Origin of the sequence: Peribacillus alkalitolerans (assembly GCF_010882125.1) — a bacterium.
Lineage (GTDB): Bacteria > Bacillota > Bacilli > Bacillales > DSM-1321 > Bacillus_BN > Bacillus_BN alkalitolerans.
The window spans coordinates 34,294-57,835 of the sequence record NZ_JAAGVZ010000020.1 but is presented as its reverse complement, the minus strand read 5'-3'; the positions used below and the strand labels follow the sequence as shown (position 1 = coordinate 57,835).

21 protein-coding genes and 1 riboswitch are annotated in these 23,542 nt (G+C 35.6%); of the genes, 3 read left to right on the top strand and 18 right to left on the bottom strand.

The window, feature by feature from the left end; all coding sequences use genetic code 11:
- Positions 1-145 precede the first annotated feature (145 nt).
- Positions 146-883: a DsbA family oxidoreductase gene (locus G3O09_RS18245; protein WP_163102879.1), complete on the bottom strand. Its 738-nt coding sequence runs from the start codon at positions 881-883 to the stop codon at positions 146-148.
- 207 nt (positions 884-1,090) lie between these two features.
- Positions 1,091-1,192: riboswitch (purine riboswitch) on the top strand.
- 84 nt (positions 1,193-1,276) lie between these two features.
- Here G3O09_RS18245 and ade point away from each other — a divergent pair.
- Positions 1,277-3,016: an adenine deaminase gene (gene ade, locus G3O09_RS18240; protein ID WP_163102878.1), complete on the top strand. Its 1,740-nt coding sequence runs from the start codon at positions 1,277-1,279 to the stop codon at positions 3,014-3,016.
- Positions 3,017-3,086: 70 nt separating this feature from the next.
- Here the strand turns inward: ade and G3O09_RS18235 are convergent, their stop codons facing one another.
- The 10 genes from G3O09_RS18235 to G3O09_RS18190 form a co-directional block, all read right to left on the bottom strand.
- Entirely contained in the window at positions 3,087-3,917 is an 831-nt protein-coding gene (locus G3O09_RS18235) for an energy-coupling factor transporter transmembrane component T family protein (protein ID WP_163102877.1), read from the bottom strand.
- Positions 3,889-5,622 (bottom strand): ABC transporter ATP-binding protein, encoded by a 1,734-nt coding sequence (locus G3O09_RS18230; protein ID WP_163102876.1) that lies wholly within the window; start codon positions 5,620-5,622, stop codon positions 3,889-3,891. Before G3O09_RS18230 ends, G3O09_RS18235 begins: the two co-directional genes overlap by 29 nt.
- Before the next feature lie 95 nt (positions 5,623-5,717).
- On the bottom strand, positions 5,718-6,281 hold the full coding sequence (locus G3O09_RS18225) for an ECF-type riboflavin transporter substrate-binding protein (protein WP_163102875.1): 564 nt from the start codon (positions 6,279-6,281) through the stop codon (positions 5,718-5,720).
- A 549-nt stretch (positions 6,282-6,830) separates the two neighbouring features.
- Entirely contained in the window at positions 6,831-7,652 is an 822-nt protein-coding gene (gene nadE / locus G3O09_RS18220; RefSeq protein ID WP_163102874.1) for an ammonia-dependent NAD(+) synthetase, read from the bottom strand.
- Between the two features lie 135 nt (positions 7,653-7,787).
- Positions 7,788-8,993, bottom strand: coding sequence for an MFS transporter (locus tag G3O09_RS18215; RefSeq protein WP_163102873.1), 1,206 nt, complete (start codon positions 8,991-8,993; stop codon positions 7,788-7,790).
- A 558-nt stretch (positions 8,994-9,551) separates the two neighbouring features.
- A complete protein-coding gene (locus tag G3O09_RS18210; RefSeq protein ID WP_163102883.1) occupies positions 9,552-9,872 on the bottom strand; it encodes an MGMT family protein in 321 nt (106 codons plus the stop codon).
- Between the two features lie 14 nt (positions 9,873-9,886).
- Entirely contained in the window at positions 9,887-10,885 is a 999-nt protein-coding gene (locus G3O09_RS18205) for an NAD-dependent epimerase/dehydratase family protein (RefSeq protein WP_163102872.1), read from the bottom strand.
- Positions 10,886-10,975: 90 nt separating this feature from the next.
- Positions 10,976-12,508: a carboxypeptidase M32 gene (locus G3O09_RS18200; protein ID WP_163102871.1), complete on the bottom strand. Its 1,533-nt coding sequence runs from the start codon at positions 12,506-12,508 to the stop codon at positions 10,976-10,978.
- Between the two features lie 30 nt (positions 12,509-12,538).
- Positions 12,539-13,135, bottom strand: coding sequence for an alpha/beta fold hydrolase (locus tag G3O09_RS18195; protein ID WP_163102870.1), 597 nt, complete (start codon positions 13,133-13,135; stop codon positions 12,539-12,541).
- Positions 13,123-13,371 (bottom strand): alpha/beta fold hydrolase, encoded by a 249-nt coding sequence (locus G3O09_RS18190; RefSeq protein WP_338048420.1) that lies wholly within the window; start codon positions 13,369-13,371, stop codon positions 13,123-13,125. Before G3O09_RS18190 ends, G3O09_RS18195 begins: the two co-directional genes overlap by 13 nt.
- Positions 13,372-13,911: 540 nt before the next feature.
- Here G3O09_RS18190 and G3O09_RS18185 point away from each other — a divergent pair.
- Both G3O09_RS18185 and G3O09_RS18180 read left to right on the top strand, forming a co-directional pair.
- A complete protein-coding gene (locus G3O09_RS18185; RefSeq protein WP_163102868.1) occupies positions 13,912-14,682 on the top strand; it encodes a L,D-transpeptidase family protein in 771 nt (256 codons plus the stop codon).
- 186 nt (positions 14,683-14,868) lie between these two features.
- A complete protein-coding gene (locus G3O09_RS18180; protein ID WP_205439681.1) occupies positions 14,869-15,657 on the top strand; it encodes a LysM peptidoglycan-binding domain-containing protein in 789 nt (262 codons plus the stop codon).
- Between the two features lie 232 nt (positions 15,658-15,889).
- Here the strand turns inward: G3O09_RS18180 and G3O09_RS18175 are convergent, their stop codons facing one another.
- From G3O09_RS18175 to G3O09_RS18145, 7 genes are all read right to left on the bottom strand, one after another.
- Entirely contained in the window at positions 15,890-16,525 is a 636-nt protein-coding gene (locus G3O09_RS18175; protein WP_163102881.1) for an AmiS/UreI family transporter, read from the bottom strand.
- A gap of 92 nt (positions 16,526-16,617) precedes the next feature.
- Positions 16,618-17,799, bottom strand: coding sequence for a NupC/NupG family nucleoside CNT transporter (locus tag G3O09_RS18170; RefSeq protein WP_163102867.1), 1,182 nt, complete (start codon positions 17,797-17,799; stop codon positions 16,618-16,620).
- A 66-nt stretch (positions 17,800-17,865) separates the two neighbouring features.
- Positions 17,866-18,261, bottom strand: a complete 396-nt coding sequence (locus G3O09_RS18165; protein WP_163102866.1) for a cytidine deaminase — start codon at positions 18,259-18,261, stop codon at positions 17,866-17,868.
- A gap of 127 nt (positions 18,262-18,388) precedes the next feature.
- Positions 18,389-19,063: a deoxyribose-phosphate aldolase gene (gene deoC / locus G3O09_RS18160; protein ID WP_163102865.1), complete on the bottom strand. Its 675-nt coding sequence runs from the start codon at positions 19,061-19,063 to the stop codon at positions 18,389-18,391.
- Between the two features lie 236 nt (positions 19,064-19,299).
- Positions 19,300-20,244: a sugar-binding transcriptional regulator gene (locus tag G3O09_RS18155; RefSeq protein ID WP_163102864.1), complete on the bottom strand. Its 945-nt coding sequence runs from the start codon at positions 20,242-20,244 to the stop codon at positions 19,300-19,302.
- Between the two features lie 486 nt (positions 20,245-20,730).
- A complete protein-coding gene (locus G3O09_RS18150) occupies positions 20,731-21,300 on the bottom strand; it encodes a GNAT family N-acetyltransferase (protein WP_163102863.1) in 570 nt (189 codons plus the stop codon).
- A 24-nt stretch (positions 21,301-21,324) separates the two neighbouring features.
- Complete coding sequence (locus tag G3O09_RS18145) at positions 21,325-23,499, bottom strand: beta-propeller domain-containing protein (RefSeq protein WP_163102862.1); 2,175 nt, start codon at positions 23,497-23,499, stop codon at positions 21,325-21,327.
- Positions 23,500-23,542 lie beyond the last annotated feature (43 nt).

Genomic DNA, 23,542 nt, shown 5'->3' with positions numbered 1-23,542 from the left:
ATTGATATCTTTAGTATAAAGCAAAAAGGGAGTCAATCGCTCGATTAAAATCGAGCGATTGACTCCCTAATTGTTAAAGCGGACTTTTTCAGTGCCCTCTTTCATAAGCGGGGAGTGCTTGAAGTGATGTAGACACTTTATCTTATTATTTATTTTTCTCGTCTTTAGATGGTATCTCACAACCCTCATCCGTACAGTAAGATCCACCCTCACCATCTGAAAGATCCTGAAAAACTGGTTTCTTATTTTCTTCATCCCATACTTTTTGGAGCGCCCCTACGAATGATTCCATTGGTTGAGCACCAGAGATTGCATATTTTTGGTTGATGATAAAATACGGTACTCCTCTAATCCCGTATTGCCCGGCGATTGCTTGATCAATACGAACATCGTTTGAAAATTCTTTTTCATCATTTAAAACATTGAGTGCTGATTCACGGTCTATTCCAGCTGCCTCTGCAATAGTTAACAAAGTTTCTTGATCGCCAACGTTCTTTGATTCTGTAAAATAAGCTGAAAGCAGTTTTTCGGTCAAATCTGCTTCTTTTCCAACCGTTTTTGCATATTTGGCTAATCGATGAGCATCGAATGTATTGGTTGGTTTCATATTATCAAAATTAAAATCTAAACCGACAGTAGCTGCCTGCTGCTTAAGTCCTTCGTTTGCTCTTTTAGCTTCCTCTACACTCATTCCATATTTTTTTGCTAATGCCTCATTGATATGAATATCACTATTCTTTGGTGCATTAGGGTCCAACTCAAAGCTCTTAAATTCAATTTCAACTTCTTCCTTATTCGGAAAATGCTCTAGTGCCGTTTCTAGACGACGTTTTCCAATATAACAAAACGGACATACAAAATCAGACCATACTTCTATTTTCAAATTAAACACCTCATTAAACGTAATTGTAATTAGGATTAATAGTACCATAAGTGCGTAAACATCCTAATTAATTTGCTCAGTGCTATTCTTTTATATAAGATTTCCTTTAATTCATACAAAATTCAAACTCTCATTCTCATTATTTTTAATTTTCCGTCGATCATGTATATTATTGACACTTTCATTACTCACATATAAAATGTGTAACAATATATTTTAATAACCACTCGTATAATCTTGGAGATATGGTCCATAAGTTTCTACCAAACTACCGTAAATGGTTTGACTACGAGAGGGATTAGATTACTATACGTTTTTTATAGTCTAATTACCCTTCTCTAAGTCAACCCTAGGTATTCCTAGGGTTTTATTTTTTATCAGGGAGAGGTCACAATGACATTTGATAAATTAAAATTAAATAAAAGAATTCATGTTGCTAGTAAGAGGATGCCCGCTGACATTGTCATAAAAAATGGGAAAATTATCGATGTTTTTAATCTGGATATTATGGAAGGCGATATCGCTATTGCTGATGGAATGATTGTTGGAATCGGAGAGTTTGAAGGCTTACATGTGATTGATGCAAAAAATCGTTATATTAGCCCAGCTTTCATTGACGGCCATGTTCATATCGAGTCCTCAATGGTGACCCCGACTGAATTTGCCAAAGTCGTTCTTCCACACGGAGTCACTACAGTTATTACTGATCCACATGAAATTGCAAATGTGTCTGGTAGTGAAGGAATCCATTTTATGATTGAAGATTCTGAGGACATTCCGTTAGATGTGTTATTCATGCTACCTTCTAGTGTTCCTGCCACTCCTTTTGAAAATTCAGGAGCTGTGCTTGAAGCTAATGATTTAGAGCCTTTTTTCAGTCATCAAAGAGTAATCGGCCTGGCAGAGGTAATGGATTATCCATCCCTACAAAATGCGGAGGAACCTATTGTCGATAAGTTGTTAATGACATCAAAGTATAGTCATCTAATAGATGGTCATTTAGCAGGATTGGATATAAATGCCGTCAATATTTACAAGGCAGCAGGTATTCGAACGGACCATGAATGTACGACATTTGAAGAAGCATTAGAACGATTAAGACGCGGTATGTACCTGTTAATTCGAGAAGGTTCTGTAGCAAAAAACTTAAAATCACTTATACAAACAGTCAATGTAAATAATGCACGCCGTTGTCTATTTTGTACAGATGATAAACATATCGATGATTTAGTTATAGAAGGAAGTATTGACCATAATGTTCGCTTAGCCATTCAATTTGGAGTTGACCCATTAATTGCAATCCAAATGGCTTCATTAAATGCAGCAGAGTGCTATGGTCTTACTCAAAAAGGAGCCATCGCCCCTGGTTATGTGGCAGATTTAATTTTCCTAGATAATCTAGAAGAGGTTGTAATTTCTGAGGTGTATAAAGCAGGCGAACTCGTTGCTAAAAATGGGGCATATATAGGTAAAACCATATTAAACATTGAGCCAAAGACCCAAATAATTAACACTGTAAATATTCCTGAAATTACAGAGGAAGACCTTCAAATTTCAATTGGTGAGAGCAATAAAGCAAATATTATTGAAATCATTCCAAATCAGCTAATAACCAATAAATTGATCGAAATAGTGAATACCAAAAATCATTATTTTGAACCATCGGTTGTTCGTAATCAATTAAAAATTGTAGTGGTGGAAAGACATAATAATACAGGAAACATCGGACTCGGAATAGTAAAAGGATTTGGGTTAATGGACGGTGCGATCGCCACAACTATTGCCCATGACTCCCATAATCTGGTTTGTACAGGTACAAATGATCGAGATATTGTAACAGCTATTAACGCACTCAAAGATATGAATGGTGGATTAGTTGTCGTTAAAAATGGTGAGGTCCTTGCATCCCTATCCTTAACAATAGCAGGATTAATTTCTGACCAAGATCATCAAACTGTAATAAACGGACTACAAAGTATTAAAACCGCATTATCAAAATTAGAATTTCATGGCGAATTTAATCCATTTTTAACCCTGTCATTTCTTACGTTGCCGGTGATTCCATCACTGAAATTAACTGACTTAGGGTTGTTTGATTTTGAGAGTTTTAGGCATATTGAAGTGAAAATATAAGCGAGCTTCTAAATATATGAAGGATAGAGGGTAACACTAAATAAAAGTGTGACCTTCTATCCTTTAACACTTACATAAACGGATTATAAAAACGATTCCCATCGTGATAGGTTACTATAATTGAAGCAACTAATAATACACCTACCAAAAATAAAGACACGTAATCATACAATGTAAATGGTCTGGCACTATACCATGTCCTCTGATTGTGTTTTCCAAACCCTCGAAGATCCATAACATTGCTAATGGTTTCAATTCGATCTAAGCTTGAAAAGATTAAAGGAAAAAGAATGGAAGTAGCATTTTTAATCCGTTTAGGTAGCTTTTCTTTACGTGACAGATCGATTCCTCTAGCTTGTTGAGCACGTGCAATGTTACGAAAATCACGCTGAACATCTGGTATATAGCGTAATGCAATCGAAACGGAAAAGGCTATGCGATAGCTCACTCCAATTCGATTTAGGGATGAAGCGAACTCACTTGGATGTGTGGTTATAAGAAATATAAGCGCTGCTGGAATAACGGTTATGTATTTTAGAGTTAGGTTAAATTGATAGAATAATTGTTCTAACGTAATATTATAGCTGCCAGAAAGCTCCCATAAAATGTGACTTGTTCCGTATATCCCAACACCTTCCTGTGGAGAAAAGAGATAGATGGTTATATTATTGATCAGTAGAAAAAATAATATGAAGCCTATTACAAACGAAACTTCTTTAAGCTTTATTTTAGAGATAAAAAAAAGAACGATACTAAGAAAAAACTGTAATAATAGTATCCGAGTATCATATGTAAGCATAGTTGCAGTAGACCACATAAAAAAACATAGTAGTTTAGTAGCCCCTGTCAGTTGATGTATTAGAGTTTTCCTATCAATGTAGGTCAACATTTCTACTGCCATGACGCCTTACCTCCTTGTCATAGGAAATGAAATGCTGAACAAAATCATTTACCTGTTCGATTCCTGCTTTATTTGCTAATTCAAATAGTGTTGTTTCTTTTAAATTTGCTTGTTCAATCACATCTTTATTACCTAAAATATTTACTGAACTGTCATCAGCTATTATTTCCTTATTGCCAATAGCAATGGTTCTTGGTGTATATTCCAGCATAAGGTGCATATCATGTGTAATCATTAAAATGGTAATTCCTAATTGATTCAGCTCTACTAAAAATTCCATCATTTCAGTATAATGTCGGTAATCCTGTCCTGCAGTCGGCTCATCCAAAATGATGATTTCTGGCTTTAAGACTAAAATGGAGGCTATGGTCATCCGTTTTTTCTGCCCAAAGCTTAATGCTGAAATAGGCCAATTTCGAAACGGATAAAGACCACATATTTTTAATGTTTCTTCCACACGAAATTTAATTTCACATTCAGATATTCCACGAACAATTAGACCAAGTGCTACCTCATCAAAAATCATAGTCTTAGAAATCATATGGTTTGGATTCTGTAACACCATTCCGATTCTCATGGATCGTTCTTTAATCGTGTCATGTGTAATGTCACGACCATCTACTTTAATGGTCCCTGAGGATGGTTTTTCAAATCCACAAATGATTTTAGATAATGTAGATTTTCCAGCTCCATTTTTCCCTACAATACTAACCATTTCCCCTTTTGAAATTGTGAATGAAACATCCTTCAATATTTCACGGCTTTCGTCATAGCTAAAATGAATTCCATTCAATTCTAAATTTGGTGTAGTATTCGATTTTTCTTTAGGCGTAATATGCTCACCAAACCAGTTGACTAGTTGATCCTTTCTGCAGCCATCTAAAACTAGATGATCGATATGTTGAAGTCGCATTTCTGGAGCGACTAAACATCCAGCATATTGTAATGCTTTTATATAAAGGGGGTTTCGTAAATTGTTCTTCTCTAACACATGAGAAGCTAGCACTTCGGAAGGAGTACTATCACAAACGATACGTCCGTTATTTACAACTATTATTCGATCAATATCGCGATATAACACATCCTCTAATCGATGCTCAACAATAATGATCGTTTTGTTAGTCTCTTTTTGGATTCGATCGATTAGATCAATAGCATTTTTTCCTGTTGCTGGATCTAAGTTTGCAAGCGGCTCATCAAATAGAAGAATTTTCACGTCATCTACCATTACCCCTCCTAAAGTCACTCTTTGCTTTTGCCCACCAGACAGCTCATGCAAAGAATGATGTAGATGATCTTTTAGATCAACCAGTTTTGCAACCTCTTTAACTCGGTGCTTCATTTGGTCTTGAGGGACTCCATCATTTTCTAGGGCAAAGGCAATATCCTCACCAACAGATAAACCTATAAACTGTCCATCCGGGTCTTGTAGTACAGTACCCACCATTTTAGAAAGCGAGAATATCCCTAGATTCTTTACTTCATTACCCATTATAGATAGACTTCCTGTTACTTCTCCCTTATAAGAAAAAGGCACCAAGCCGTTTATGCAATGAGCCAATGTACTTTTTCCTGATCCTGATGGGCCTACAATAACGATCTTTTCACCTTCATTTATCGTCAAATTAATGTCAAAAAGGGTTGGCTGGGCTTGACTACGATATTTAAACCCAAAGTTTTCAAATTGAATAATTGATTTTTTCATTACAAATCTCCTACAAACATAATTAAGAAAGAGCCTGACTCAAATATTGAGCCAGCCCCTTAGTAAAAAAAATTAAAATCAGGTAAAATGCCAAATTACATCGTTTCTTCTTTATCCAAGCTTCCACTTTTTGTACGTGTCTTTGCATAAGCTGAAAGTAAGATCGTTCCTAGAACCCCTACACTAACCATGTTTGCAATACCTGCAACGATTCCTTGCGTAAATACTTTATTTACAGGCTCTGCATAAATGACAATATCCAAGACAGGAGCCACAACACCCCACCCAATTGCTTGAACAATTACTTGGACAATATTAAAGGTAACAATTTGCTTTGGTCCAAATACCCCTTCTTGAATATTGATTTTCTTTTTAGCTAACCCCAATCCTAATCCAACAAATGCAGATACAACAACCCAGCTCCACCAAGGTGAGCCATAAATTATCGCGTCTTTTAGGGCGTGCCCAATTAATCCAATTAATCCTCCAGCAATAGGACCAAATACAACAGACATTAAAGCAAGAAATGCATATGTTGTTTCAATTGATGTATTCGGAATTCCAGATGGGATAGAGACAAAGCGTCCTAAAATTACAAATACTGCTGCACCAATACCAACCGCAACAATGGTTTTTGTTGACAATTTACTTCTTTGCATGAAAACCACTCCTTTTTTATTATCAATTAATCCTTACACTAATAATGGCGAAAACAATTCTCCTCCTTATGAAATATATATGAAAATTTTGACATTATTCAAAATAATCATACGAGATGAAATAAATGATATACAATAACAAGAAAATTTTTGGGAATTTGTAACAGAAATTTTTTTGGCTTTTCTCTTAATTTTTATTAGTTTTTTTTGTTTTTTACATTATTTAATGGCAAGCTTTTTTCTTGCTTTACCTTATGTAAGAAAAATAGTTTAGAATTTTCTATTAATCTAAAAAGTATTATTAGAGGTAAAATATTGGTAAGTTAATGGAATCACAAGTATGGTCATATTTGATGCCAATCATATTAATAGGATGGATGCTCTATCAGAGAATCAAACGTTCTATTGGTTACTAAATTTTTATCCCTAGAAGATTACGTTTTAGACAATATTCAATTATCAAAGACAGGTAAAAATAAATTTAGTTAAAAAAAATAAGGGTGATTCAAGAAGCTTAACTTTCTTAAATCACCCATTGTTCACCTATAATTATTTCCACCATTCATCAAACATCGTTGCTGGCATTTGTCGTTTATGCTCAGACATTAAGTACCTTTTTTCAATTTTCTCTGCAGCTTCAGTAGAAACCGTTTTTCCTTCTAAATAATCATCTAATTCTTCATATGAAATACCTAATTCAGTTTCGTCTGCTTGTCCAGGTTTTTGGTCTAGTAAATCCGCTGTTGGTGTTTTTAAGTAAAGTCGTTCATCTGCTCCAAGCTCTTTTAATAATACACGGCCTTGTCTTTTGTTCAAACCTGATAGAGGTAGGATATCAGCCCCACCATCACCATACTTCGTATAGAAACCTGTAACTGCTTCTGCGGCATGATCCGTCCCTATAACAAGATAGCTTTCCTGGCCACCAATAGCATACTGTGCAATCATTCTCACACGGGCTTTTACATTTCCTTTTTGGAAATCCTTTAACGGCGCCCCAGAAGTCATGTTATCGTATTCTTCCTTTACTTCATCTACAGCCTTTTTAATATTGAACGTGTACTCTTTATCGGCTCTAATAAATTCCATTGATCTTTGTGCATCCTCTTCGTCCTGTTGCACTCCATAAGGTAGACGAACAGCTGTGAAGGAAGCCTCATACCCTTCCTTCCTTAATTCCTCTACCGATAACTGAGCTAATCTTCCAGCTAAAGTGGAATCTTGACCACCACTAATTCCTAACACAAAACCTTTTGCTTTAGATTGCTTTAAATAGTCTTTTAAAAAATCGATTCTTTTTCTTATTTCTTCTTTAGCGTCAATTTCAGGCTTCACGTTCAAATCAGCAATGATTTTCTCTTGAATACTCATGAAGTAAACACCTCTTTCAGATTATTGAAATGATTTACTATAAATTATAGGCTTCAATTTCGGGATAGACAAATTAATAAGCCAAATTTTATCAAAAAAATAACCCAGCATAAAGCTGAGTTATCACATTTGCAATTATTCCAATTCCATTTGTTTTGTCTCTTTTCCAAGTACAAAAACGGCAAGTGCACCAATCAGGATCGAGATGGTGAAAATGGTAAAAATTGTATTTATAGAGATTTCTTGAGCCACAAAATAACCAACAAGAAGTGGTCCTAACACTCCCCCAATCCTACCAAATGAAGCCGCCATCCCTGCACCAGTACCTCGAATGGCAGTAGGATATTGTTCAGGTGTATAAGCGTATAAAGCCCCCCACGCACCAAGATTGAAGAAGGATAGGAAAATACCCGATGTTAGTAATAAAGCAAATGATTCTGCAGATCCAAAGAAATATGCACTAGCAGCAGTTCCAATTAAATACGTTATTAAAACAAATTTTCTTCCTAAACGTTCTATAAACCAAGCAGCCGTAAAATAACCAGGCAATTGTGCAAGGGTCATTATTAGTACATACTGGAAGCTCTTAATCATACTAAAGCCTTTCATGACCATTACGCTTGGTAACCATAAGAACATTCCATAATAAGAAAATACTACGCAAAACCAAAGAATCCAAAGCATAGTCGTTTGACGAACATGTTTTTTTGACCACACACTTCCTATATTTTGAAGGATGGAAGGTTTTTCTTTTACCTTAACAGCTTCAAATTTAGGAGAATCAGGTAAGTTCAATCGAAGATATAAAGCATAAAATGCAGGCAAAGCACTGATTAACAAGGCTGCTTGCCAACCAAATTTAGGAATGACAAAGAAAGAAATTAAAGCCGCGATTAACCAACCCCCGGCCCAGAAACTTTCAAGCAGCACAACCACTTTCCCACGTTTTTCCACAGGCACACTTTCAGAGACTAGAGTCGATGCTACCGGTAATTCACCACCTAGACCCATTCCAATCAAAAATCTTAAAACCAAAAATGCGGCCAAAGTTGTTGTAAATGCCGATAGACCACTTCCGATTGAAAATAATAGTAAAGTTATGATAAAAACCCACTTACGGCCCATTCGATCTGCCAGCAATCCGAAAACTAATGCCCCGACGGCCATACCAATAGAATTTATGCTTCCAATCCAACCCATTTGTTGTACGGACAAACCCCAATCCTTTTGCAATGCCACAATAATAAAGGATAGCATTCCTACGTCCATGGCATCGAACATCCACCCAAGTCCAGCAATCCCCAATAATTTTTTATTAGAAATTTCTTTCTTATTCTTCATCGTTTTCTCCTTAATTTATATAACAACTAATTAACCATCTTATGCCCAAATTGCAGATATTTAATCATCATTATGGTCCAACAGTATATTAACACTTGTCTTTACAGTTGTCATTAATTATTAACGAATCTGTCTTCCTAGTTCTAAAAAATTTAAACAAAGACATCAAAATATGCCTAGAGTTATATTTTTTTAATGTTTTATATGCATTTTAGAGAAAAAGTGAACTTTTCCGTCTTAAATCACCCAATCTAAAAAAATCAAATCTATACATTTTCTATTATTATAGTAAAAAAGACCCACAAGGAGTGAGTCCAATACAAGAAGAAGTCATCTACAACGGGATTCCTTATATTGTGATTTATAAGTATGAAACTGGTTTCTGGGAAATCCGTCAAAAATACAATGAATTTAAAGTAATTTTAGTTCATGAATCCCAACTAGAACGAGTTAAATAATTCCAGAAAAAAAATGCAGTGAGTATTTTAATCCTCTCATTGCATCCAGATAAAATATTTGATTTGAGGAGGAACTTCTAATTTTTTGGGAGATGTAAGGTTAATAAGACAGAGGAACATATTGATATATCTCTAAATTAATAGAAGTTCCATCAATAAACTTTATTCCCTCATTTTCAAGGGTCATTTTCTGATAGAAGACGGATTCTTCATCTTTTAACCCAATTTCACCTCTTGCATTAATAACCCTATGCCATGGGAGATTGTATTTCTTGCTCATTGAATGAAGGATACGTACCACTTGTCTAGCTCCTCTAGGACTGCCTGCTAGTCCTGCAATTTGCCCATATGTCATGACTTTTCCAGATGGGATTTGTTGAACTATAGTAATCACTCTTTCTGTAAAGGTCTCCAATTTCATCACTTCCTAATTCTTCAGGTCTTACTCAAGTTATTTATTATCCACTGATCGTCTTTATCATAAAACGTTCGTGGGTCAAAATCTGGATAATGGTTAATTTCCCAGTTAATGGTTCTTTCTAATCCTACTTCAAAAGGAACCTTTTCGGAATACCCAAGTTCATTTCTGATTTTTTCGGAATCCATATCAAGATTTTGTGCAAAATTTAATCCATTTGGATGATCCGAAATGATTTCAATTTTCCCCACCCAATTCATATGATCTTTGATTAAGTGTACCCATTTTGTTTCAGTGAAATTATTTTCTACAACATTATAAATTTTGTTTGCCGAATTTGGGTTGATGAGGGATAACGTAATAGCATGAGCTACGTTCTCAACATATGCTCTAGCAGTTTTCCAATTTCCAAGAGTTCTGTCAATCAAAATTATTTGCCTATCGTCCTTCATCCTTTTAACATATTCAAATAAGCGGTGCTGTCGATCTCCAGGTCCGTACACCATTGGTAATCTCAATATTGTTCCAGGAATATTTTTATTATTTAAATAGACTTGTTCGACTAATATTTTGTCATAATCATACATTGGATGATTATCCTTAAATTTTCCACGAAAAGGATAACGTTTCTCTCTCAGTGGTGACTCTTCGTTAGATGGGGTAAGGACTGTATCTCCTGGTTCTGACCCAATTAGCCTCCCATAAGCACGATAAACATCCCCACTACTAATACCAACAATTCTTCCAGCAACTCCAGAAAAGATATCTTGCGCCTTCTTAGCCTGCTTTTCTGTAAATGGAATCATATCAAGAACAACATCAGGTTTACACTTTTTTATTTCCAATAGATGATTTTCTATTGAGTCTCTGTCCCCTTTAATGAATTCAACTTCAGCTGGAAGTATATACTCTGATTCCCCTCTATTAAAAACAGATACCTCATGGCCCAACTCCAATAACTCCTTGATGACATATGGACCAATAAAACGTGTTCCTCCAATAATCAAGACTTTCATAGTAAAGCCCCCCATTCATAATAATTCATATCTAAATGGAAAGCTCGCCTCTATTTGAAGTACTAACTTAGAGGCGCGCCATGAATAGATTTATAGTTTATATACTTTGCTATACTTATTCTCTAAATATTCAACAAGATATTCTGCGTTTAACTCTTCACCAGTTACATTTACAATCAGTTCATTAGGTGAAAGTAATCTTCCATATTGATGGATTTTCTCTTTCAACCAGGTTTGAATTTTTGAAAAATCACCATTTTCGATACTCATATAGAAATCTGGGATTTCCTTTTGGATTGTATTTAAAATTTGTGCAGCATACAGGTTTCCTAATGAATAGGAAGGAAAGTATCCAAACCCACCAAAAGACCAATGTACATCCTGTAGGACTCCTTTTGTATCTGAATCTGGTGTTATACCAAGATATTCCTCCATCTTTTTGTTCCAAATGGACGGTAGATCCTTCACTTCGATTTCTCCACCAAACAGTGCTTTTTCTATTTCATATCGTATCATGATGTGCAGGTTGTATGTTAATTCATCCGCTTCTACTCGAATAAAGGATGGTGCTACCTTATTGATTGCACGATAAAAATCCTCTACCTTTACTTCTCCTAATTGCTCTGGGAAATACTTTTGTAGATTAGGATAGAAGTAATTCCAAAATTCTTCACTACGTCCCACCATGTTTTCTAAGAAACGCGATTGAGATTCATGTATCCCAAATGAAGCACCACTTTGTAAAACAGTACCTTCAAAATCAGGATTCACATTCTGTTCATAAATACCATGACCAGCTTCATGGATCGTTCCAAATAATGCAGAACGAACATTATTTTCGAGATAGCGAGTCGTAATCCTTACATCGCCAGTATTGATCGTTTGAGCAAATGGATGAACCGTTTCATCCAGACGGCCTGCTTCCATGTCAAAACCAATGATTGGCAAAATATATTGGTTAAATTCCTTCTGTTTTGCTACAACATATGATTGTTCAAAAATCTCGTCAGGTGTTTTATATGATGAATTTTGAATTCTTTTTAGCAACATAACACTAGATTCTCTTAGTTTAGCAAATATTGGATCTAGTTTCTCCACCGTTAAACCAGGCTCATACTCATTCAATAATGCATCATATGGATGTTTTTCATATCCAAAGATTTCTATAAACTTCTTATTGAAGTCGACAATCTTTTCAAGGAAAGGTAGGAAGTGTTTAAAATCGTTGTTTGCCCTTGCCTCTTCCCATGCATCATTAGCCAGGGAAGTTAAAACAGCATATTCCTTATATTGTTCAGCTGGAATGTTTTTTGCCCTATCATAGAAATTCTTGCGCTCTCTTACTTGTGCTTTAGAGATCTCATCAAGTACCTCTACAGCTTGTGGTGAAGTTAGAATATGTAATAGCTCACCCATCTCATCTGAAACGGTCATTTTAAATTCTTCAGTTCGGAACGTACCACTAGCTTTTGCAAAAGTAGCTCTACCCTTTTTAGGTGCCATGACTTTTTGATCCCATCCAATTAATCCTGAAATACTTGAAAAATGCGTGATTTTTTCATCAAGTGTTTTAAATTTCTCCAAAGCTGTAGTGATTGATTGATCGATTACCTTTGCTTCCATGCGATTACCTCCAAAAATAATTAATTTTTATCAAAAAAATTCTTTGATGATTTTCATTAATTCATACGGTTTCTCTACAACTGACCAATGGCCGCATTCTTGAATGACTTCAAGTTGGGCATGAGGAATAAATCGTAAAAGTGATTCTTGTAGCATAGAAGGTTGTTTTATATCATGGTCCCCTTGCGCTATAAGGATTGGGACATTCTTCAAAAGGTGCTTTTTACCGGTTAAATCATAATTTTTTATGATATCTTGACCAAGATATTTATTTATCTCGGCGTTGCTTTTAGTAGGAGTTTTCCATTCGAGAGCTTCCTGATTAAAGACATAATACTTATCTATAATTTTAAAAATCTCTTGTACATCAACCTCTCCTTTACTAAGGGCTTCCACAAGTCCGTTGAATTTTCCCTTTTCTTCAGAGGTCAATCTGTTTTCTAAATCCGTTCCAAAACTTAAATAATCATCGGACTTTAGACCAACTGCAGCCGTTAATAAAATCTTATTGATGTTCTCAGGATATTTACTTGAATAAAGCAGTGCTAACATGGATCCCCAAGACTCACCAATCAAATTCAGTTTCGCTATGCCCAATTCGATGCGGAGTGCTTCTAGAGTTTCCACTTCCTCCTCCATTGTATAGCTTCTTTATCAGAGGATTCTTCAGACCTTCCACAGCCTCGCTGATCATAGAATACTAATTGATAATATTCTGCTAGCCCCTCTAGATGAGGAAGAAAATAGCGATGTTCCCCTCCAGGGCCGCCATGTAAAAATACTAGTGGCTCACCTTGACCAAGAATCTTCACATAAATATTTTCCCCTCTAACACTAATAAACCTTTCATCCATTAAAGGCATGGTATTCAAAATACCCCCTCCCCTCAAAGTGACTATACAGTTTATTTAATTAAAACATAATTTTTCCAATCTATCAAATTATTATTTTAATTTTCTAAATTTTTAATCCGAATAAACTGACCAGTCAGTCTAAAAAATATCTATTAGACTTCCTCCATAATATATTTGTCACTCAGTAGAAAATTCCTCTTTCTACCAGAAAATATTATCTCCTTAATAAAAAAGGCAATAGAAAAAGACGCCTGCATACACAGACGTCTTTTTGCGTAAATTTGCGGCGAGGTACCGTACGGCCACATCCATACGTGCTTTAAGCGTGTACTCCGACTTATGCAAATCAGCTCATCGCTCATTAACTATAACATACTTTTGTAATAAAAGAAACTAGATATTGTAGGGAATACGAATCAATTTTGTAACATTCTGTAATATTATTGTAAATTTTTCTTTTCATTCTTCATAGAGTAAAAAAGACAACAAAATTAATAAGTCACTGGGCTGAATTTCTTCACCACGTCACTTATATTGGAGGGACAGGATGTGTTAAAAAAATGGCTGATAACCTTTCTATTTATCTGCCTGGCTTGGGGATTACCAGCATCGTTTACCAAAGCAGCAACAAACCCTGTTAAACAGCTGATCATCATAAATAAGCAAACTAATTTGCTTGCTTATTACGAAAATGGGAAGCTTAGTAAAACATTTAAAGTAGCAACGGGAAGAAAACCATCTTATACTCCAGAAGGGCGGTTTATAATTGTAAATAAAATAAAGAATCGACCCTACTATAAAGAAAAAATACCTGGAGGAGATCCTAGGAACCCCTTAGGGAAAAGATGGCTTGGGATCAATGCTAGGGGTACATGGGGAACAACATATGCCATCCATGGGAATAACAATCCTGATGTTATAGGAAAATATGTTAGTGCAGGCTGCATCCGGATGTTTAACGAGGACATTGATTGGTTGTTTAATCGCATTCAAACTAATACGCCTGTCATTATTACCACATCAAAAAATAGCTTTTATGCGATAGCAGCTTCTAATGGCTATAAAGTTAATGGCGGTACATCGATTCCAGTTGTCTCTGCTCCGAGCTCTCCCTCCGTTACATTAAAAATAGGTAGCAAAGGAAACGCTGTGAAAGTCATGCAAAAACGACTTACAGAACTCGGATATAACACCAATGGAGTGGACGGAATATTCGGAAAGGGTACATTGAATGCCGTCAAACAATTCCAAAAGGCAAATTCTTTGCAGGTAGACGGAATTGTAGGTCCTGCTACTCAGAAAGCTTTATACAACAAGTAGTTTTCACACCATGTCTGCAAGTGCACACATGGTGTATTTTTTTAGAAGGTAACAACCAGTATTTTAGCTAGTGAACTTATCAATATCTTTTCCTAAAAGTACAATAGCAACATTTTTGTCGGACAAGTAACAATCGGAAGGTTTTTACGTCTACCCAATTGAATCAATACTAAAGGAGCGAAAAAGATGAAAAAAACTAAGATCCATATGGCAGTCCTATCCTTATCTTTAGCATCTATCCTAGGTTTTTCAACAGTAGCCGAAGCGAAACAAACGACATATATGATAAGAAAAGGTGATACCCTCTACAGCATCGCTAAAAAGCATGGAACGACAGTAGAAGCATTAAAGGAAATCAATCGAATAACATCAAATATCATTCCAGTTGGACGAACGCTCATCATTGCCAAAACTGTCATCGTCAAAAAAGGCGATACGCTTTATAAAATAGCAAAAACATATGGTATGACTGTTGAGGAACTAAAAAAATTAAATCAATTAAAAACGACAAAAATTTTTCCGAATCAAAAGCTTTATGTAAATTCCACATCATCTCCCATCACATCCTATAACCCTGACAAAGTAACGTTACAAGCAAAACTTCCAAAAGACTTTGAACTCGTGGCAGAGGAACCAAGAAGATTTATCCTGCAACATAAAAAAGACGGCAGTAGTTTTGTTCGCATTGAAATATTAGCCCCAAATACTGATCTTTTAAAAATCAAACTAAACTCCATCGAGTATTTAAAACCAATCGGTAAAGCGATTGAAATCAATGACCCATTTGTACATCCTTTTTATAAAAACTCTCATTTTTATTTACATGCTTCTAACATGAAATTGTCCCAAAACATCGTAGTTAAAACAATTGATGGAAAGCTAATGAGATTCACACTCCACTTCACCAATAATGAAGAATCCGAAGGGATCAGCCCTGTACTTGTAAATACTTTAAGGACTATGAAAGCTAAATAGGGATAAGCAGAAAATCGGTAGTTTCAAATATTTATCTTTATAGCTAAGCGATTTTTTTATAAGGCACTGTTAAACTAGCCTATTGATTGTAGCGAGAGGCTCTCTCTTTTTGCGGGTTATTCGGGAGCCTCCTAAAATTAAGAACCAAAAAAGACCCCCCTCAAAAGTCCAGTGTTCCAAACTTTTGAGAAGCGGTCCCTTCCTTTACGGTAGATTCGATACCATTTTCACTTTAATTTGCTCCTTGTGGCTCCATGCTCTTTTGAGTTGATTTCCTTTTTGCTTTTACAAAAGGTAAACCTGCAACCACGAAATATACCATCGATACAAAACTGATAATTAAAAACAAGAGTTGAACACTATCGACTGTCCAAAGCCCAACGAAGTATAACAGGGATGGGATTGTCAGGGTTACCCAAGATTGAACGAAAGCAACTTTTCCAATGTATGTGTTTATGTTCTTTCCAAGTGTATTAGATAAGTAGAACAGGAACCAAAGAAATGCCCACATAAACCAGTGTGATGCCATTACATAATCTTGGAAGTGCAAGACTGTAACCGTAGTGTAAAATAGAGCGATTATGCTGACCCATAATGAAAAATATCCTAAACCTGTACCGTCAAGATCCCGCATCATTGTAAAACCTACGTAAAGGTACGTTAATCCAAATAAGAAGGTCCCAGCATTATTATACAAATCCCATGATGTTTGTTCAGATACAAGAACTAGATAAAACGGGATAATGATTTGAAGTGTTCCAACAAATAAGTTAAAATAGCTGACGCTTTTAGCATTCGCTTTACCAGCCATGACTAATGCGTTTAAAAACAAAGTTGCTCCAGATAAAAATAATCCGATATATCCCATGATGTAAGTGTGCCAACTAAAAGTGGCAACACGCATAGCCTCCTTTAAAACAAGAAAAGCAGTTCCCATAAAAGGAAATGCTTTTCTTTTAATTACAATACAATACTTACAATAATACCGGACAATACACTAACAAGTGTTGCCCCGAATAACAGTTTTAATCCGAAACGAGCAACAACATTACCTTGTTTCTCGCTTAGACCTTTAACTGCACCAGCGAGAATTCCAATTGAAGAGAAGTTCGCAAATGAAACAAGGAATACTGAGATAATTCCAAGTGTTCTTGGAGTAAATGATTTTGAGACTTCTGCTAAGCTCATCATCGCTACGAATTCATTTGTAACAAGTTTTGTTGCCATGATTCCACCTGCAGCAACTGATTCTGACATTGGAATACCCATGATAAATGCAACCGGTGCAAAAATGTAACCTAAAATTTGTTGGAATGAGATTCCGATTGCCAATTCAAATACATTGTTTATCGCAGCTATTAACGCTACAAAACCAATTAACATAGCGGCAACAATAACAGCAACCTTGAATCCATCAAGAATATATTCTCCGATCATTTCAAAGAAGGTTTGTTTTTCTTCATCCGCAACCATAAGAATATCTTCTTTTTCATCTACTTCATATGGATTAATCACAGACGCAATGATAAATCCGCCAAATAGGTTTAGCACTATAGCAGTTACAACATATTTAGGTTCAAGCATTGTCATATAAGCGCCAACGATTGACATGGATACTGTAGACATTGCAGAAGCACAAAGCGTATATAAACGGTGAGGAGGAAGTGCATCCAATTGTTTTTTAACTGTAATAAATACCTCTGATTGGCCAACCATCGCAGAAGCAACGGCATTGTATGATTCCAATTTCCCCATACCATTTACTTTACTTAACAGCAAACCAATTCCCTTCATAATGAAAGGCAAGATCTTAAAGTGTTGAAGGATACCAATTAATACTGAAATGAATACGATTGGGAGCAAAACATTTAAGAAAAACGGAAATGCCCCTTCATTAGTCAAGCCACCAAATACAAAGTTTACACCTTCGGCAGCATATTCCAGTAACTTCTCGAATACAGCAGCTATTCCTTTAACTAAAATAAGACCAAATTTAGTGTTCAATAATAGAAACGCAAGTAATATTTGAATGATAACCATGATAATGACTGGACGATATTTTATCTTTTTCTTATTATTACTTGCAATGAAAGCAAGACCAATAACTACTGCTAGTCCTAATAAAGCAATTAAATATTTCATATAAACTCTCCTAAGTTGTAAGATTTACCAATGAAGTTGATCTCTAGGAAAAATAAGCTGTTTGACTTAGGCAAGATCTTTTGAAGAAAAGAACCCCGGCAATAACTCTTCGATTGTTGTTTCCTTCGTATTACCCTTCATGTTCGTCAAAATAACTACAGAATCCGCATCCAAAAACTCTGCCAATACTTGACGGCATGCCCCACATGGAGAAATCGGCCCCTCCGTATCCCCGACGATAGCAATGGCCTTAAACTTTTTTTCACCTTCTGAAACCGCTTTAAAAATAGCGGTTCTTTCCGCACAGTTTGTTAGTCCGTAAGAAGCATTTTCAATATTGCAGCCCTTGTAGATTTTACCACTTTCTGAAAGAAGTGCAGCACCTACATGGAATTTTGAATATGGGACATAAGCTTGTTTACTTGCTTCTATCGCCTCATCTATTAATTTTTTGTGGTCCATAACGTTTTACCACCTTTAGAAAAATTTTATAAAATGTCAGGGCCTACAAAATATCGAGAATGAATCCTTTGCCCTTATTTAATTAATAAAAGGACGGCCGAAAAAATCGGCCATTCCTTTTGGGTTATTAATAAGAAGAATCAGAAGTCAAACCTTCCATGATTGAAACACCAGAGCTTGCTCCAATACGATTCGCACCAGCTTTGACTACATTTTGTGCATCTTCAAGGCTTCTTACTCCACCAGAAGCTTTGACACCAACGTTTTCTCCTACAGTCTTTCTCATAAGTTCAACATCTTCAACAGTTGCTCCGCCAGTAGAGAAACCTGTAGAAGTCTTAACAAAGTCTGCACCAGCTGCAACAGATAGCTCAGACGCTTTTACGATTTCTTCTTTTGTTAATAAACAAGTTTCTAAAATTACTTTAGTAAGTGCTTTACCTTTTGCAGCATCAACAACCGCTTTAATATCGCGCTCAACTAATTCATAGTCTTTGTCTTTAAGAGCTCCGATATTTATTACCATATCAACTTCGTCAGCACCGTTTTCGATTGCATTTGTCGTTTCAAATGCTTTCACCTCAGGAGTGTTGGCACCAAGAGGGAAACCGATTACTGTGCATACTTTAACTTCAGGAGTATCTTTTAACACCTCAGCAGCAGTTTTAACCCAAGTAGGATTCACACAGACTGATGCAAATTTATATTTTTTTGCTTCTTCTGATAGTTTTACGATTTGTTCTTTTGTCGCTTCTGGTTTCAACAAAGTGTGGTCAATCATTTGTCCGATAGTTTTTTCCATTATAGTCCACTTCCCTTTTTGAAATAGTTCATGTATAAAAGTGTTTGCGCTAATACATTTCTTCATGCGCAGGATCTAAAAATATATATGAATCAATTACATCTTTTCTTTGAAACAACAATACTATATCAACCTTATGAACAAATGTAAATATGTTTGTTGAAATTTTGTAAATCAAAGTATTTAGGAGCTTCCACAAATTTTCATAAGATAGTATGTATTGCGGGTATCTATGACTATAATTTCATTTCTAATAACATTTGAGCAGTGAATTGGTCTGTAATTAGCACATTAGCGAATTTACCTTTTAGGGCTGCGCTAATGGATTCGACTTTCTGAGCTCCACCTGCAATTAGGATTGAATATTCCTTCTGCTTTAATTCTACTAAATCAATCCCCAATGTTCTCTCATTCAAACTAGGATTACAAATTTGACCATTTTCATCAAAAAAACGTGAACAAATGTCACCTACTGCCTTATTATCAATCATTTCTAAATCTTCATCTGTGAAATATCCTAATTGAAATAATAGGGAATCATGCTTGATCGGACCACAAGTAAATAATGCGATATTTGCATTTTTCCCAGTTTGAATCGTCCTTCCAATATGTCTATCTGCCATGACTGCTTGTTTTACGACCACATGGTCCACTATAGCTGGTAGAGGTAAATTAAGAGGGGTTGTATTGAACGCCTTACCAAATAAATAAAGTATTTCAGATGCATACGTGTTGGTTTCAGAATGGCTTACTCCACCCTTTAATTGCACAACTGTAACATCTTTTACTGAAGTTTGCTTTAATTCCACAGCTGTGTGATAAACGGTCGTTCCCCATGTTACACCTATAATATCCCCGTCTTTAACAATACTATTTAAATATTCAGCAGCACTTTGGCCAAGATGTGACTTAATGGTTAAATCCTGATATTGAGGAATCGTTGTCACAATCACTTTTTTCAAACCATATTTCTCTTGAATAGCTTTTGCCTGTTCTTCTGAATTGGTTCCATTATCGCGAATGGTGATTTGAACGATTCCTTCTTCTTTAGCCATTTTTAGCATCCTGGAAACCGTGGGCCTAGAAACACCCAAGATACCAGCTATGTCATTTTGGTTATAATCAAGTAAATAATATAATTTAGCTGCTTCGATGACCTTGTCCCATTTTTCCTGCATCATATTACTCCATTTCGTAACCGTTTTCATCTATGTTAACAAAAATTCAGTGAAATTTGTAATATTTTTTCCGTTTTTTGAAATTATGTTCATATCAAACGAACCTCATACAATTATGTTCAACCATTTTCCATGAAAAGAATAGTAAAACTTCCAAATCATACATTTTATCAGTATAATAGTCAAGCAATTTTCAGCCATTTATCCTATGACTATCAAACCTTATTAACAAAAAAAATGAGTTCACTCAGTTTCAGACTGTAGACAAGCTCGAAGAATTTCGAATTTGCTTACAGTCTTTTTTCTTTTACAATGAAAGAAGTTAACTAAGAACTAGAGAAGTTGATTGCAGCGAAGGGCGAACGCCCCCCGGAAAGCAAGCGCCTGGAGCGGAAATCAACCTTTTCGCCTACCATACATATCAAAAATGACAAAAGGTATCGAGAGAGCGTACTCTCGATACCTTTTGTCGACAATCTGAAACTGGGTTCACTCAGTTTTTTCTAATTCTTTTACCATGTAATAATAATCTGAATTATTAATTCGAATTTCTTTTTTCTCTTTGAAACCCAATCTTTTGTATAAGCGGATGGCAGAGCTGTTTTCTGTTTCAGCATTCAATGAGATAGTTGAATACTGATTTTCTAATGCCAAAGAGAATGCCTGTTTCAAGAGTTCCGTTCCATATCCTTTTCCACCGTGTTCAGGAAAAACACTCAGTGTATCGATATAAAAATCTTCTAAATCCGCTTCCGAATCAATTTCAATATTACTTCCCAATTTCGCAAACAACCTCACCTGAATCGGGCGATCCAAGGTCTGGGCTTGACTTCCATGATATAAAATCACAATACCCACTACTTTGTCGTCCACACATTTCACCAAACAGTTTTCATGACTTAGCCGATTTCCTTTTAACAAGTACAGCTCTTCTAGCCCCTGTTGGACTAATAGTTGTTCATTTTCCCCAGTCAAAGCCTCAGCTATATCATGCATCGCTAAATACATGAGTTCTGCGGCATATTTCTTGTCTTGTATATTCGCTTTTCTGATTGTCATTACGAAACTCCTTATGAAAATAAATTATTTAATTTCTAGTGTACCTAATCTTTGGGAAGTCGTAAAATCATGTGCAGTAATGGTATATGGTGAAATGGAATAAAGGGTATCTCCTATATAGACAAAGCGATCGATGACGTCTTCCCAATCCTCATAGAATGGAGTTCCCTTTTGATGGGTAATTTTGTTTTTTAATAAAAACCCATTCGTAGGATCGACACTATAGACATAACCGCCTTGGAATTCAAATTTTTGTTCAAACTCTGTCCCCTTCACATCACGATAAACTGACACAGGAAATGCGAACATATTTTTATTTTTATTCCAAAGTAACGCTTTATGATCATAGTTAAGTGGAGAATAGGACCCTTGATCTCCAATAACTTGAGAGAACTTTTCCTTTGGGTTAGAGAAATCACTCACATCAAATAAAGAGATTTTCACACCATTGGTAACGATTCTAGGCTGTCCCTGTACGTTATTATTTTTATCTGCCAAGATTTTTGTATCATGTCCAAAACCTATCAAATAATGTTCATCATAGGGATGCAAATAATTACTAAAGCCTGGAATTTTCAATTCACCAAGAATTTTCGGTTGTTTTGGATTACTTGTATCTATGACGAAGAGAGGATCGACTTCCTTAAAGGTCACAATATAAACACGGTCTCCCATAAAACGTGCAGAATAGATTTTTTCCCCTCTTGCCAAATCTTTAAGATTACCTACCTGATGAAGATTTTCATCTAAGATAAATAAGTGGTTTGTAGATGGACTTTTTTCATCCCATGTATTTCCTTCTGTAGTGGCTACCCGGAAGTACCCTTTATGCTCATCCATGGAAAATTGATTCAATACATTCCCTTCAATTTCTGCTGATGCTTGAAAGGTAACTTTCATTCCTTTGATACTAAATTTATATATCGTTGTATCAGGTGAGTAAAACCAACCGATTTCTGCTCTTTTATTTTGCTGATTGGAATAATTCCTCACTGCAAAAAATAAATGATCATCTGACATATATACATCAGAACCACTTCCAAGGAAAGTTGATACAAGGGATTTTTTATTAGTTTCATCTAAATCAAGTGTCGTAATGTTGGAATAGCTAGCCTCTTTTGAATTGGGCATGTATTTAATTGAACGATATGAAACAGGATGTAATTCAGTATCCATTTTTGAATCAAAGATCATTGGCCTTAATTCAAGACCATCATCTTCCCTCATTAACCAAAGATCCGGCATATATTGAGTTATCACATATAACTTCCCATCCTTTTTACGGGAAGAATTAAAATTACCTTCTGTCTCTAGTACCCTAATTTCAGTTGGCTTAGCTGGATTAGAAATATCATAGACAAATACTTTCGTTGTCTGGATCCCACGCATTGGATGAATCATTTTCTTTTCTGAACTTCCTTCTCTATTCATCACTTCTTCACGATAGCTTTGACCAATTACTACAAGCTTATTATTATGCACGTAAAGTTGCTCGGGGTGAAAAGTATAGTCATAAGTTATTAGGGATTCTTGTTTCATAGAATTTGCAGGGACTGCCTTAATGATTCTGATATAGGATTCTACAATTTGAAAGATGTTGGTACCATTTGTTTTCACATGATCTCCTTCATCTATGCCTTGTACCTGGACGTTTGTTTCTGAATATCCTTTATCGCCAACAGAGTCTTCAGATGAGCTTGATTTCTCCTGCTTAGCAGCATCGCTGAAAAATCCTTCAGACTTCTTCTGATCTTCTAATATAGCTGTGAAATATTTTTTTAAGCGTGTTTCATTTCCGATAACTGGCAATTCCTCTTTGACACTAAAGGAAAAGGAGTGCCCCTTGGAAATGCTTCTTCCCATCTCAGTTTTTATGCCTTTTTTAATATAAAGGGTAATTTTCTTGCCATCGTACCCTCCTTTTGGTGGTGACACCGAAACAGTTTCTCCATCATCACTTAATGATAAAAACACATCCAATTTATTTCCTTCTTCATCTTCTACATAAAAGTTTTTTGGATTAACTGAATGAGAGGATATTTCCTGGGTAAATGGGACCTTCAAAACCCCATTTGGCAAAACAATCTGTTCTTCTGTTCCGTTCCAGGTCGCTAAAACTTTAGGTTCAGTTGAGAAGTAAGTGATGCCAATTCCTCCTATAATAAAAAGCAAAAATATCCCGTACATTACTTTTTTCATAAAAAAAGCCCCCTTTCACTGATAGACGTGAGAGGGAAGCCAT